General features: G+C 42.2%; 8 protein-coding genes, 1 pseudogene and 1 CRISPR repeat array. Of the genes and pseudogenes, 4 read left to right on the forward strand and 5 right to left on the reverse strand.

The window, feature by feature from the left end:
- Window positions 1-29: 29 nt before the first annotated feature.
- Window positions 30-1,040 carry a GAF domain-containing protein gene (locus tag NJ959_RS15295; protein ID WP_254012600.1) on the reverse strand — a complete coding sequence of 337 codons (1,011 nt, stop codon included), beginning with the start codon at window positions 1,038-1,040 and terminating at the stop codon, window positions 30-32.
- Window positions 1,041-1,228: 188 nt separating this feature from the next.
- Here NJ959_RS15295 and pruA point away from each other — a divergent pair, with 188 nt between their 5' ends.
- From pruA to NJ959_RS15315, 4 genes and pseudogenes are all read left to right on the forward strand, one after another.
- Window positions 1,229-4,297: an L-glutamate gamma-semialdehyde dehydrogenase gene (pruA, locus tag NJ959_RS15300; protein WP_254012601.1), complete on the forward strand. Its 3,069-nt coding sequence runs from the start codon at window positions 1,229-1,231 to the stop codon at window positions 4,295-4,297.
- 264 nt (window positions 4,298-4,561) lie between these two features.
- The gene (locus NJ959_RS15305) at window positions 4,562-5,167 is read left to right on the forward strand and encodes a hypothetical protein (protein WP_254012602.1); all 606 of its coding nucleotides are present in this window, start codon (window positions 4,562-4,564) and stop codon (window positions 5,165-5,167) included.
- A 303-nt stretch (window positions 5,168-5,470) separates the two neighbouring features.
- A complete protein-coding gene (locus NJ959_RS15310; RefSeq protein WP_254012603.1) occupies window positions 5,471-7,648 on the forward strand; it encodes an SPFH domain-containing protein in 2,178 nt (725 codons plus the stop codon).
- A gap of 324 nt (window positions 7,649-7,972) precedes the next feature.
- Window positions 7,973-9,732: direct repeats of the CRISPR family, unit length 37 nt; unit sequence GTCGGAATCTCCTATAATCCCTATTAGGGATTGAAAC.
- 87 nt (window positions 9,733-9,819) lie between these two features.
- Window positions 9,820-10,557 (forward strand): annotated as a pseudogene (locus NJ959_RS15315) (Rpn family recombination-promoting nuclease/putative transposase); the annotation flags it as partial.
- 83 nt (window positions 10,558-10,640) lie between these two features.
- Here the strand turns inward: NJ959_RS15315 and NJ959_RS15320 are convergent.
- From NJ959_RS15320 to NJ959_RS30195, 4 genes are all read right to left on the reverse strand, one after another.
- Complete coding sequence (locus tag NJ959_RS15320) at window positions 10,641-12,815, reverse strand: glutamine synthetase III family protein (RefSeq protein ID WP_254012605.1); 2,175 nt, start codon at window positions 12,813-12,815, stop codon at window positions 10,641-10,643.
- A 479-nt stretch (window positions 12,816-13,294) separates the two neighbouring features.
- A complete protein-coding gene (locus NJ959_RS15325) occupies window positions 13,295-13,474 on the reverse strand; it encodes a hypothetical protein (protein WP_254012606.1) in 180 nt (59 codons plus the stop codon).
- 179 nt (window positions 13,475-13,653) lie between these two features.
- Window positions 13,654-13,908, reverse strand: coding sequence for a BrnA antitoxin family protein (locus tag NJ959_RS15330; RefSeq protein ID WP_254012607.1), 255 nt, complete (start codon window positions 13,906-13,908; stop codon window positions 13,654-13,656).
- Entirely contained in the window at window positions 13,883-14,134 is a 252-nt protein-coding gene (locus tag NJ959_RS30195; RefSeq protein WP_309242635.1) for a BrnT family toxin, read from the reverse strand. The genes NJ959_RS15330 and NJ959_RS30195 overlap by 26 nt, the downstream gene beginning before the upstream one ends.
- Window positions 14,135-14,364 lie beyond the last annotated feature (230 nt).

The following is a 14,364-nucleotide window of genomic DNA, read 5'->3' on the forward strand; positions in this document are numbered from 1 at the left end:
TCATACTTCACTGGTGGGGAGTGGCGAGGTTAGGACAGTTTGTCAAGACTCATGCGGATTTGTTGCTCTCGCAGATTAAGTTCCGCAATCAGTTGAGCTTCCTGAAGGACAACTCCACCTTGAGTGATTTCTTCACCAGCTTTAATTTTTTGAGCCATTTGGTAACAAACCTGACATTTTCCTAAAATTCCCAGGAGGGATGGCGTGAATTTACCAAACAGTACTTCGTCTTCTGGAGCAAACCCATTGCGATCAATTCTGGTAGATAAATCGTCTTGAGGGTTTCGCTCCCCCTTCAACTTATTGATAAATTGGACAATCGCCACCACCTCATGTTGCTTGTTCAACAAAGGCCAAGCCAAAATCGTGTAGGTGCGGTAACCTGTTTTGAGATCGGTCTTCTTGGCCTGTTCGGAGCGAGGATCGTCATAGACATCAAAAGGCATATTGATCACTTTACCTTTTGTAGCAGCCAGACCTACAATTCCTTTATTCATGGGAACGTCAATCATCAGAGAGCCACCCGCCCCATCTTCAGCAATCAGGGAACCGACTTCTTTGCTTTGTTGATCGATTAAAAATATACTAGTGCGATCCGCACCAATTAAATTTCCTGCTTTGCGGGTAATTTGGGCCAACATTTGACAGAGGGTAGCAACTAGAGTGTTGATTGCCTCGTCAACGGTACGGCTTTGAACAGTTCTAATTGGTTTAATAATAGTTGTGCTGTCGGTTTTGCTCCAAGTTTCACTTGCAGGATTAGAGAAAACCATATTCTCCCGTACATCCAATCCCGCGACTTCTCGCCAATTCAACTGCAATATCTGACAAATTTCTAGAAAGTTTGTCCGATTGACGGGTTGGCCTTTGAGGAATAGGTTATCAATGACAAGGGAGAGAGAGCGCCCCAATGCTTCATTGGAGTTGATCTCTTGCTGTTGACTCTTATTCCTCCAAGCCAGTTGAACGTCTTGGATATGTTTAGGATGCACACTCAATGTTTTGTACATATCTGAGCATCGTAACTTTACATGTGTCATAATGCTATAACTATCTGGCTGTAAATGCAGCAATTGATATAAATTATTTTTTGAGTTATTTTAACTCACAACTTGCACCGCAGCTCGATCGCTGCTTGGGTGGGTATTCTTGAAAATAAGACAAGATCTGATATAAAATCGAGAGTTTGAGATCTATCGCCTTGTCCAGAAATAGGAGTCTACCACCTGTGGTTCTACAAGTTCATCAAAGCATCTACGAAGCTAAAACTACTGAAATTGCGAAACAACTATTAGCCGCAACTGGGCAAAAACGTTCCTTTTTCGCCCAAATCCAAGACCAAATGCGCCTTGATGATAAATTACTCGCTTGGGCAATGGGTAACCCTAGCTTACGGGCGCAATTGTTTCGCTTTATTGATACTTTACCCGCTTTGCGGAGTAAAACCGAAATTGCTCGTCACCTACAAGAATACTTGGGAGATGAGTCTGTAGAACTACCCGCCGCACTGAAAACCCTCCTTAATTTTGCTAACCCCGACTCTATGCCGGGACAGATAGCAGCGACAACTGTCTCCACGGCAGTAGAAACCCTAGCCCATAAATATATTGCTGGGGAAACTATTAAGCAAGTAGTCAAAACTATTGAGCGACTCCGTAAAGAAAGAATGGCTTTCACTCTAGACTTGTTAGGGGAAGCAGTCATTACAGAAACAGAAGCTCAATCGTACTTAGAAAACTACTTAGACTTGATGACACAGTTGACCCAAGAAGCCAAAAATTGGTCAACTGTAAAGGAGATAGATATAGCTGATGAGGAAAAATTACCACAAGTTCAGGTATCTGTCAAGCTTACCGCATTTTACTCTCAGTTTGACCCACTAGATGAACGTGGGAGTAAAGGACGAGTTTGCTCGCGCATCCGGACTTTGCTGCGCCGTGCTAAAGAGTTGGGGGCAGCGGTTCACTTCGATATGGAACAATATGTCTATAAGGACATGACCCTCGCGATTCTGAAAGACTTGTTGATGGAAGAGGAATTTCGCGATCGCACTGATATCGGAATGACGCTCCAAGCCTATTTGCGAGACAGTAAAAAGGATTTGGGCGATTTAATTAATTGGGCGAAAAAACGAGGCTATCCCATTACTATTCGTTTAGTCAAGGGGGCATATTGGGATCAGGAAACAATTAAAGCAATCCAAAATCATTGGTCGCAACCAGTCTATAATGAGAAAGCGGCAAGCGATGTTAATTTTGAGGAAATGACTGAGCTATTGCTGGAAAATCATGAGTATATTTATGCAGGGATTGGTTCTCATAACGTGCGATCGCAAGCTAAAGCTATTGCTATTGCCGAACATCTTAATATCCCACGTCGCCGTTTCGAGATGCAGGTATTATATGGGATGGGAGATCCATTAGCAAAAGCTTTAGTTCAGCGTGGTCATCGGGTGCGGGTTTATGCTCCTTATGGGGATTTATTACCTGGGATGGCTTATCTAATTCGGCGCTTATTGGAAAATACGGCTAATAGTTCTTTCTTGCGTCAAAGTTTGGAAGATCGACCAATTGATGAATTATTAGCAGCACCAAAAATATTAGCAGCGGATGGGGCAGCGGATGGGATACTGGTAAAAGATGGGATAACGGATGGGAGAACGGATGGAACGGATAAATTATCCGCTATTGGAGCAAATTTGCCTCTCACAGATAACTCATCCGCTGCCAATTTTCTTAATGCGGCGGATACTGATTATGCGCAGGTGAAGGCAAGAGAGGTAGGATGGGCGGCTTTGAAGGCTGTTCGTCAAGAATTGGGTAACGTTTATTTGCCTTTAATTGATGGTAAGTATGTAGAAACAACGGAAACAGTTACTTCGGTAAATCCTTCTAATTTTAGTGAAGTTGTTGGTAAAATTGGACTGATTTCTATTGAACAAGCGGATATGGCATTGGCAGCGGCAAAGGCTGCTTTTCCTGGCTGGCGGAAAACTCCTGCAAAGGTACGAGGAGATATTTTGCGGAAGGCGGCAGATTTGATGGAAAATCGTCGTGCTGAATTATCGGCTTGGGTATGTTTGGAAGTGGGGAAAGCTCTACGGGAGGCTGATGCTGAGGTTTCGGAGGCGATTGATTTCTGTCGCTATTATGCTTTGGAAATGGAACGACTGGAGCGAGGGTATAGTTACGATATCGCTGGTGAAAATAACCGCTATATTTATCAGCCGCGCGGGATTGCTTTGGTAATTTCTCCCTGGAATTTTCCTTTGGCTATTGCTACGGGGATGGTTGTTGCTGCATTGGCGGCGGGAAATTGTACTTTACTGAAACCAGCAGAAACTTCGTCAGTAATTACGGCAAAATTAACGGAAATTTTGGTAGAGGCTGGGATACCGAAGGGGGTATTTCAATATGTGCCTGGTAAGGGTTCCCAAGTGGGGGCTTATATGGTGAAGCATCCCGATGTTCATTTGATTGCTTTTACTGGCTCCCAAGAAGTAGGTTGCCGAATTTATGCTGATGCGGCAATATTACAACCAGGTCAAAAACATCTCAAACGGGTGATTGCTGAGATGGGTGGGAAGAATGGGATTATTGTAGATGAAAGTGCAGATCTCGACCAGGCTGTGGCAGGTGTGGTGCAATCTGCTTTTGGTTATAGCGGTCAAAAATGTTCGGCTTGTTCGCGAGCAATTGTGGTAGAATCGGTGTATGATGCTTTTGTGATGCGGTTAGTAGAAGCGACGCGATCGCTAAATATTGGATTGGCTGAAGATCCTGGTACGAAAGTAGGTCCGGTGATTGATGGGAAGGCACGCGATCGCATTCTGGATTATATTGAAAAAGGACGTACTGAAGCTGAAGTTGCTTTAGAAATGCCTGTACCGGATACGGGTTATTTTGTCAGTCCAACTATCTTTAGTAATGTTTCTCCCGATGGCAAGATTGCTCAGGAGGAAATATTTGGTCCAGTTATCGCTGTGATTCGGGTGAAGGATTTTCAAGAGGCGCTCAAGGTGGCAAATGGGACTAATTTTGCTTTGACTGGCGGCTTATATTCTCGTACTCCTTCTCATATTACTCAGGCTTCGGCGGAATTTGAAGTGGGTAATTTGTATATCAATCGCACGATTACCGGGGCAATTGTGGCGCGACAACCTTTTGGTGGCTTTAAGCTTTCTGGGGTTGGCTCTAAGGCGGGAGGTTCAGATTATTTACTCCAATTTTTGGAACCCCGTGTGGTGACTGAGAATATTCAGCGCCAAGGTTTTGCTCCGATTGAAGGGGTGGATTAGGGAATGGGGAAGAGAGTTTTGAGTTTTGAGTTTTGAGTTTTGAGTTTTGAGTTTTAAGTTTTCTCCTCTGCTCAAGACTTCCCTTGTCTTCCTTGTCTTCCTTCAGGGGAATGGGGAAAAGATAGATAATTTTATTTTCCTTGCAAATTGGGTTAAGCGCTAGCAAGATCCAGCCTACATTCCTCTGTAAAATAGGGAAAAGCGATAGCTCTCGCTCAAGCTTGTTATTCATATCGCAGCTTGTCGAAATCTCTGGACATAACCATGCCCTACAGCCAATTTAAAACCATCGCTCAAACTAAAGCTGCTTTTCAACTGACTATCGTTGAAGGGAGTCGCTTTTTGCCTCAAACTCCTCCAGTTACCCCCTCCCAGAGTTTCTCAGACTACTTACAGGAAACTTTGCCGATTGTGGCTACTTCTGGTAGTGAAAAAGCTCGTTCGGAAGGTATTATCTATCCATTATTAATTGATGTCAGGAGATTTCTCAATCGCCAAGTCAGTCTTTTCTCTGGTGAAGACTTCAATGTTGATGAATCGGTTGGCCTTAATGGGGTATGCGATTTCTTGTTGACTCGTTCAACAGAAGTGTTGGAAATTGAAGCACCAGCGGTGGTTATCGTGGAAGCAAAAAAGACAGATCTCAAATTGGGCTTTGGACAGTGTATTGCGGAAATGGTTGCGGCTCAACGCTTTAATCAGGAACAAGGACAACCCATTTCAACTATCTATGGTAGTATCAGTAATGGTAATCAGTGGCAATTTCTCAAGTTGGAAGGTACGACTGTCTTCATTGATTTAGCAGTCTATTCCTTACTACCAGTTGAGAGAATTATTGGTGATTTTGTTTGGATGGCTCAAGCCCACTGACTTTTGAATGGGTGACTTTTGACTTTTGCTATATCTCTCACCATTTTTACCTTATGCAGTTTTATTCTTAATTCTTAACATTGTGTCTCCTCTGTAGCTGGATAATGAATTTAAGTTTAAGTTTTCCCACCTTCTCTAAAAAAGTAGTTAAACTAAGTTGATATCGAGTCCGATAAGGTTATTCAAGGTAACAAAAGCTGAATAACGGAAAACCAGAATTAGTTGTACGGTTTCCCGCCCAAGCTGGAAAAAAAGACCATAGTTTCGGACTTAATAACACGTACCTCCCACAGGGAGGATATTATGCACAAGTCCACAGATTCCAATCGATTGCAAAAACAGTCTAAAACTCTCAAAACTCCTATCCTGAAGCGCGTCGCCGCCTCGTTAATTACGACACTAGCGCTAACTAGTATAGGAGTAGGAGTAAAACAAGCGCAAGCAATTCCCACAGATGTTTCAGCAACCTCAACAGTTGCTAAATCGACACCGAAGGCAATTAAAACTAACTTAAACATTACGCCTATCGCCCAATTACCTGCCAATACCCCTCAATATCAAAGTATGCAGATGTTTGATATTGGGGGATTGATTCCCCTGATTGTAATCGGAGGGGTGATTATTATTGTCCCTTTGGTTTTTGGTGGATTAGTAGTAATTGGGGAAAGGGAAGTAGGGATTGTTGTTAAGAAATTTTCACTTTTAGGTAAGGGTTTACCACCGGGACATTTAATCGCTTTAGAAGGAGAGCCGGGATATCAAGCGGATACCCTGGCACCAGGTTGGCATTGGGGTTATTGGCCGTGGCAATATAGTGTTAAGAAAGAAGGAGTTACTGTTATTCCTCAAGGGGAAATTGCTCTGATTGTTGCCGCAGATGGCGGCTCAATTGCACCGCAACGGATTCTGGCAAAAATTCTGGCTTGCGACAATTACCAAGATGCGCGAAAATTCCTCAAAGGAGGTGGCGAAAAAGGTCGTCAATTGGGTATTTTGACTGGAGGAACTTACCGAATTAATACCGCTTTATTCACTATAATAACTGCTGCTAATGCTGGACAGCATGGGATGAAACCCGAACAATTGAAGGTGTGCAAAATTGCCCCAGATAAAGTGGGAATTGTCACTACTTCTGACGGCGAGGCGATTGAAGATGGGGAAATTGCAGGTCCAATTATCCCAGATCACGATCACTTTCAAAATGCCCAGAAATTTATTAATGGTGGAGGCAGACGGGGTTTACAAGAACAAGTGTTATTATCGGGTTCTTGGAACTTGAATCCTTGGTTTGTCGGGATTGAACAAGCCGAGATGACGGAAATTCCGATTGGTTATGTTGGCGTGGTGATTTCCTATGTAGGGAAAGCACAAGAAGATGTCAGTGGGGCAGCATTTACTCATGGAAATTTAGTCAATCCTGGACATAAAGGGGTATGGATTTCTCCTCTTTATCCTGGGAAACATCCGCTAAATACTCGCATTTTGCGAGTAGAGTTAGTCCCAACAACTAATATTGTGTTAAATTGGTCAGGGAGAACGGAACGCCATAGTTATGACTCGAAACTTTCCTCTTTAACTGTTCGTTCAACTGATGGGTTTGCCTTCGATTTGGAAGTTTCTCAAATTATCCACGTTGGCGCTTTAGATGCACCTAAAGTTATCTCCCGTGTGGGCTTGATGCAAAATTTAGTAGACCATGTATTGGAGCCAACAATTGGTAACTATTTCCGTAATTCAGCCCAAGACTATACAGTATTAGATTTTCTGACAGCTCGTTCCGAAAGACAAGCCGAAGCTGCTGATTATATTAAACAGGCACTTCGCGCCTATGATGTTCAAGCAATTGATACCTTAATTGGGGATATTTTACCACCTGCTGAACTGATGCAGACGCAAACAGATCGGAAAATTGCTGAGGAACAAAGGAAGACGTATGAAGTGCAGCAAATGGCACAAACTCAGCGTCAGCAGTTAGTCAGAGAAACGGCAATTGCTGATATTCAGCAAGATTTGGTGAAATCTGAACAAGGGGTAAAAATTGCTGAACTTGATGCTAATGCCAGAATTAAAGAAGCGACAGGTGAAGCTGAATCTATTCGGGTGACAGGTAATGCTCAAGCAGAAGCTTATCACGCAGGTGTGGTGGCTTTGGGTGCGTCGGGGTATACGGCTTTGCAGTTGATGCAGATTATCGGCGATCGCAATGTACGAGTTGTACCTGATGTTGCGGTTAGCGGCAATGGACAAGGTTCTGGTTTAGTTGATGGTTTGTTGGGGATGTTATTGTGGAATGAAACAAGTAAGCAAAATGGGGCGAAAAAACCGCCTGCACCTCCACCAATGACATCGCCTCAACTATCTGAGGATACTCCGCAATCTGTGCCGCAAGCTGCGATTAATTTACAGAATTCTGCGGCGACAAATGCTAAGTCTGGACAGAAGGGTAAAATTGAGCCTTTCTCGGATTTTGATATTGGTTAGTTGTTAGTTAGTAGTAGGGTGTGTTAGTGTATGGTAACGCACCTTACACCATTTGTGAGGCGATCGTTCCTGTTATTGCGCGGGTGGGTAGGTGTTTTTTTTTATATGGCAAAATTTTTGGCTGTATCCTTTATCCCACAAAGGTTTGAAGCATTTACCTTGTTTTTGTCAGCCGCGCAAATCCTGAAACCTTTACCAGAGAAGGTTTTCAGAGTTTTTTTTCTTTGCCTCTTGCCAAAGTCTGGCGCTGAAATGCTAATATTTAATTGAGCCGCGCAACTGTACCTCGAAAACTAAATACTGTATGGGTTTCAAGAGACCGCTGTCGGAATCTCCTATAATCCCTATTAGGGATTGAAACTTCTGGTATGACTTTTGCCGATTCTAATTCAGGCAAGTCGGAATCTCCTATAATCCCTATTAGGGATTGAAACGCTAGAAAAAGCACTTGAAGTTGATGCTAAGAAAGTCGGAATCTCCTATAATCCCTATTAGGGATTGAAACATTTCAACGATCACAGGAAACAAATCAACTAGAAGTCGGAATCTCCTATAATCCCTATTAGGGATTGAAACTAAAAATGCCATAAGTGAGCGTGCGTTGAATGTGATTGTCGGAATCTCCTATAATCCCTATTAGGGATTGAAACACGAAAACCCGCAACTTTACTTTCTGCTTTTTCTAGTCGGAATCTCCTATAATCCCTATTAGGGATTGAAACCCGAAATAGCTTATGGGACATTGCCCAATCAATACTTGCAAGTCGGAATCTCCTATAATCCCTATTAGGGATTGAAACGGTAGATGCGGCTACCAACTCTCGTATCCAACCGATAGTCGGAATCTCCTATAATCCCTATTAGGGATTGAAACACTCGCGCTCAACAGTGGGAGGCAAACCCTGCCAAAGTCGGAATCTCCTATAATCCCTATTAGGGATTGAAACAATAGATTTCATTGCTGGATGGGTGAATTCTTTTGTCGGAATCTCCTATAATCCCTATTAGGGATTGAAACCCTTACTTTTTAATTCGATAGAGAATTGACCGCTAGTCGGAATCTCCTATAATCCCTATTAGGGATTGAAACCGAAACATGGCATCTGAAGGCAAGATCTCTTTTGAGTCGGAATCTCCTATAATCCCTATTAGGGATTGAAACCACGAAACTGTTTGGGATTACTGCGATCGCCATAGTCGGAATCTCCTATAATCCCTATTAGGGATTGAAACTAATTTTTTTGGATCGCAAAAAGTAGTGTTCGTGTCGGAATCTCCTATAATCCCTATTAGGGATTGAAACTGTATCAGGATCGAATATCATCCTCTCCTTTGAGTCGGAATCTCCTATAATCCCTATTAGGGATTGAAACTATTTTCTCCTCTGCGATCGCAACTGCCTTCTTGTCGGAATCTCCTATAATCCCTATTAGGGATTGAAACAGACGTATGTTTTTAGGTTCTCAATATCAATCGTCTTGTCGGAATCTCCTATAATCCCTATTAGGGATTGAAACTCCTTGTAAAGGCTAGGGGAACTATTCTTCTCTGGTCGGAATCTCCTATAATCCCTATTAGGGATTGAAACCATTTATTCGACTAAAAACCCCTGAAGCAAAAGGTCGGAATCTCCTATAATCCCTATTAGGGATTGAAACCAAAATGAGATTATCTTATTTTAAGAAAATAGAGGTCGGAATCTCCTATAATCCCTATTAGGGATTGAAACATCTGAAGCGGGGGGGATATCTGATATATCCTTCGTCGGAATCTCCTATAATCCCTATTAGGGATTGAAACGTGATGTTTCTCTGAGATGGCGTAAGCGATTATTCTGTCGGAATCTCCTATAATCCCTATTAGGGATTGAAACCCCAAAGCTTAATTTTCTGCTCTTTAAGCCACATGTCGGAATCTCCTATAATCCCTATTAGGGATTGAAACTAGCTAATGGGTGTACGGTCACCGTAGATTCGGGTCGGAATCTCCTATAATCCCTATTAGGGATTGAAACATCATTTGTCAACTAAGCCGCAATTTTATAATCGTCGGAATCTCCTATAATCCCTATTAGGGATTGAAACTGAATAACCATAGGGAGAGGGAAGGATAGCCTTTGTCGGAATCTCCTATAATCCTATCAGAGATTGAAACAACAGATCAACGCAATTATGATTTTTATTAATCCCAAAATAGATTGGGCATTCAAAAAAATATTCGGTTCATCGGAAAGCAAAGATATTCTCATCAGCTTTCTCAATGCCCTGGTATATGACGGAAATCCCACCATTGAAGACTTAGAAATTATCAATCCCAACCTCCCACCAGCACTCCAAGGATTGAAAGATACCTACCTGGATGTCAAAGCCAAACTCAAAGATGGCACAATAGTCATTATTGAAATGCAGGTATTAAACGTAGAGTCTTTTGGCAAACGAGTTTTATACAATGCGGCTAAAACTTACGCTTTTCAATTAGAATCCGGACAAGGTTACCGAATGCTGAAGCCTGTCATTTCCTTAACTATAACTGATTTCAATATGTTGGCTAAAAGCGATAGCCTGGTTTCTCGTTTTATTTACAAAGAAGAAAAAACTAATTTACCTTATACCGACAATAACATAGAGTTAGTGTTTGTAGAATTACCCAAGTTTACCAAAGAACTAGCTCAACTGGAAACTATTGCTGATAAATGGATTTATTTTATGAAATATGCCAGAAGCCTGACTGAGGTTCCCGAAACAATGGATAGTATTCCGGCTATTCATAAAGCATTTGAAATTGCCAACCAAGCTAATTTAAGCCGTGAAGAAAGGGAAGAGATAGAAAAGCGAGAAATGTTTATATACGATCAACAAGGTGCTGTATCTTTAGGTAAAGCTGAAGGTAAAGCTGAAGGTAAACAAGAAGAGAAGCTGGCTAACTGATATTGATAAGGATACGGGATTGCTGTATCCTTATCAATATCACCTACAATGAACGAGATTTGCTATTACTTAACAAACAACATTTCCTGATAAGTAGGTAGTGGCCACAAATCATCAGCTACTTCAGCTTCCAAAGCATCAGCATACTTACGCACTTCATCCATCAAAGGACGAATTGTTTGCGAAGCGTACTGCATATGCTCTTCTGTCGAAGCAAAATCATGATTACTTAAAGCATCACTCAATTTGCTGGCATTATCCATCATTGATTTAACCAGCGTTGCTACTTTTTCGGCAGTTTCCTTTTCCAATTCAATACCAACTTCTTTCAAGCCAGCAATCGTGCTGGAAAGATCGGACAAATACCTCAATGCTGCGGGATAAATAATGGTTTTTGCGATACTTATCACCAGTTTCGCTTCGACTTCAATTGCCAGCAAATATTGCTCTGCATATACATCAAAACGGCTTTCTAATTCAACGGGAGTAAGAACACCTGTCTTTTTAAACAAGTCTTCAATGTAAGCTTCCTTCAAAACAGGCAAAGCATCAGCAGTCGTCCGCAAGTTGGCTAAACCTCGTTCTTCAACTGCCATTTTGTGCCATTCCTCAGAATAGCCATTACCACCAAATACAACTGCACCATGTTCGTCCATCACTTCTTTGAGGACATTTTGGATAGCAGCATTAAGTTCAGTTCCTTTCGCCAAATCGCCTTCTAATTTATTAGCAATCCAGTCTAAAGAATCTGCCAAAATTGTATTCATCGCTACCAATGGGCCAGATACAGACTGGCCGGAACCTACGGCGCGAAATTCAAACCGATTTCCAGTAAAAGCAAAGGGCGAAGTCCGATTTCTGTCCCCCGCATCTTTGACGAAAGTAGGCAATGTATCTACGCCTAAATTCATGATTCCTTTGCCTTGAGAATCCTTAACTCCTCCCTGACGAATTTGCTCGAACACATCTTCTAATTGGGAACCCAAATAGACAGATATAATCGCTGGAGGAGCCTCATTAGCACCCAATCGGTGATCGTTACTAGCAGTAGCAACTACAGCACGTAAAAGGGGACCGTATTTGTGAACTCCGCGAATAACAGCACCGCAGAAAACTAAAAATTGTACGTTTGAGTGAGGTGTATCGCCGGGATCTAATAAGTTTCCTTGGGTAGCATTACCGACGGACCAGTTAACGTGTTTGCCGGAACCATTAATTCCTGCAAAAGGTTTCTCGTGCAGCAAGCAGATAAAACCGTGTTTCTTCGCAGTATTACGAAGAATTGTCATGGTTAATTGTTGGTGATCGCTGGCGACGTTTGCTGCTTCAAAAAATGGTGCAATTTCAAACTGACCAGGGGCTACTTCATTATGGCGAGTTTTGGCAGGAATTCCCAGTCGGTACATTCTTTCTTCTACTTCCTGCATGAAGACTTGAACCCGCTCTGGGATTGCACCAAAATAATGGTCATCAAATTGCTGGCCTTTAGCAGGAGGTTTGCCAAAAAGTGTCCGACCTGCTAATAGTAAATCTGGGCGATTGTTGGCAAAGTTAGCATCAACCAGGAAATATTCTTGTTCTGCACCGCAACTGGAATTAACTGGAGCAACTTTATTATTTCCTAACAGCTTTAATACTCTCGTTGCTGCTTTATTCATTGCGGCAATAGAACGTAAAAGCGGCGTTTTCTTGTCTAAAGCTTCACCTGTCCAGGAGATAAAAACAGTGGGAATGCACAAAGTCATTCCATTATCTGTTTCCATTACATAGGCTGGGCTGGTGACATCCCAGGCTGTATATCCGCGAGCAGCAGCAGTGGAGCGAATCCCGCCGTTAGGAAATGAGGAGCCATCGGGTTCGCCTTGTACGAGAACTTTCCCTGCAAATTCTGAGATAACGGAGCCATCACTTTGGACTGAGATGAAACCATCATGCTTTTCAGCCGTGCTATTGGTGAGAGGGTAAAATACGTGGGCATAGTAGAGTGCGCCTTTGGAAATAGCCCAGTCTTTCATCGCTACTGCAACTACATCAGCTACAGAATCATCGAGCTTTTCGCCAGTTTGGATCGTATTTTTTACTGACTTAAAGATACTTTTTGGCAGACTTTCTTGCATCTTGCTCAGACTGAAAACATCTGTTGCCCACATATCTTCCAATCGTTTGGGAGGCTTGGGCGGCATCAGCTTGCGATTGACGATTTGAGAAATTGCTTGAACGCGGGATTCGTTTCCACTCATGGTTATTTCGATTGGGGATTACAGGACGAGTAGTTGTGAAAAAAATAAAGGTTAGTCAAAGTAAATCATCGCTATTCTGGTGGATTTACCCAACATTTTTAGTCGCAGGTAACCGAGAATGCCTTTTTTGGCACGCTTTAAAAGATGAGAGTAGCTCGACGGAATCACTTCGCGGTTTATCTTGGTGACAATTTAGTGTCATATCCGGTTGGATTTCGGTTATTGGCAAGAAAATAGATGACGAGAGTGCGTACTAAGTTGAATCAAAATCATCGATATCAACATTGCACAGATTTATTACCTCATCTTCACCCTGTGGCACACCCAAAGATTCTGTGGGAATCAGTTCCAATGAATTCAGGTCAAAACTACATCTGGTTTGTAACCGTTCAGCGATTTAGAAATCACAAAGAAAAAACTCACACGCGGCTATGGTAAACAAATATTAGTCATGAAAATGTGTCTTATGATACAGAAGGTTATTTTCTTTCAGAGAACATCGATCGCACCGATGCCTGACAACTACTGGTTTTGGCTCCAACGGGGTTGAGTCTGTGGGGAGAGCTGAAAAAGCGATCGCACTTTGGGATGGCTGTGCTTGAGGCACTTTGAGAAGATCGGGCGATCGCTCGCACTTGAGATCGTCGTATTCTTGACATCCTCCTAAATCAGCGCGATCGCGGGAATGTCTTGGCTGATATTAGCAATCCAGTGGAATGGCAGCGAGATTTGCGTCAAGATCGTCCACTTCCAGGTAGGGATGAATAATGCTGCTTGACAGTAATATTATTATCTACGCTTCACGGACAAAAGGAAAAAAAGGGCGATCGCATATTTATTAACTGCTCTTTATGTGATGTTCAACATAAGAGCGCAGCACAGCATTCATCAGAGATTGATAACCTTTTCCTTGGCTTTTAAACCAATCTAATATATCGCTATCAACTCTTAAAGAAATAGCTTGTTTTGTCAGTGGTTTTACCAGTTTTGCTTTTTCCCAAAAATTCACATCTAATTCAGGAATATCAGAGGTATCGATTGCAGATTCTGGAATATTTTCTAATTCTTCAAGTCGTTTCGGCGAGATAGTCATAGTAGGTATTTTTTTCTTGACGAGTGGCTTTTCTTGCAGAGATGATGCGGATAACTTCATTTCTTTCAGTATGTGCTACGGTGACGATAACGACACCCTGTATGGCCCCAATACTGATTTCTCGGATTTCTCCGTAGTCGAAACGCTCATCAATGGCATTAAAAATGATTCCAGTCGCTTTCTGGCGATATACAGCGGTTCCCTCTCTTATGAGGTACAGTAGCAGAAATTAACAAACCAATCGCTTAATTCTGAGGATCAATTAAGTGTACCTCATTACTGCGAAAACCGCTGTAGCAACCCTATTAGCGGTTGCTATAATAGAGATTGAAAAATATTGAAGTGGCTCACACTAGCATATAAAATCTGCAAAAGGTTATTAGCCCTCCTTTGGATTATTAGCCAATAATAGCTGAAACGACGCAATCTCGTCAAGTATTGAGAATTAATTTTAAT

The sequence above is a fragment of the Limnofasciculus baicalensis BBK-W-15 genome (assembly GCF_024178385.1).
Taxonomy (GTDB): Bacteria; Cyanobacteriota; Cyanobacteriia; order Cyanobacteriales; family Coleofasciculaceae; genus Limnofasciculus; species Limnofasciculus baicalensis.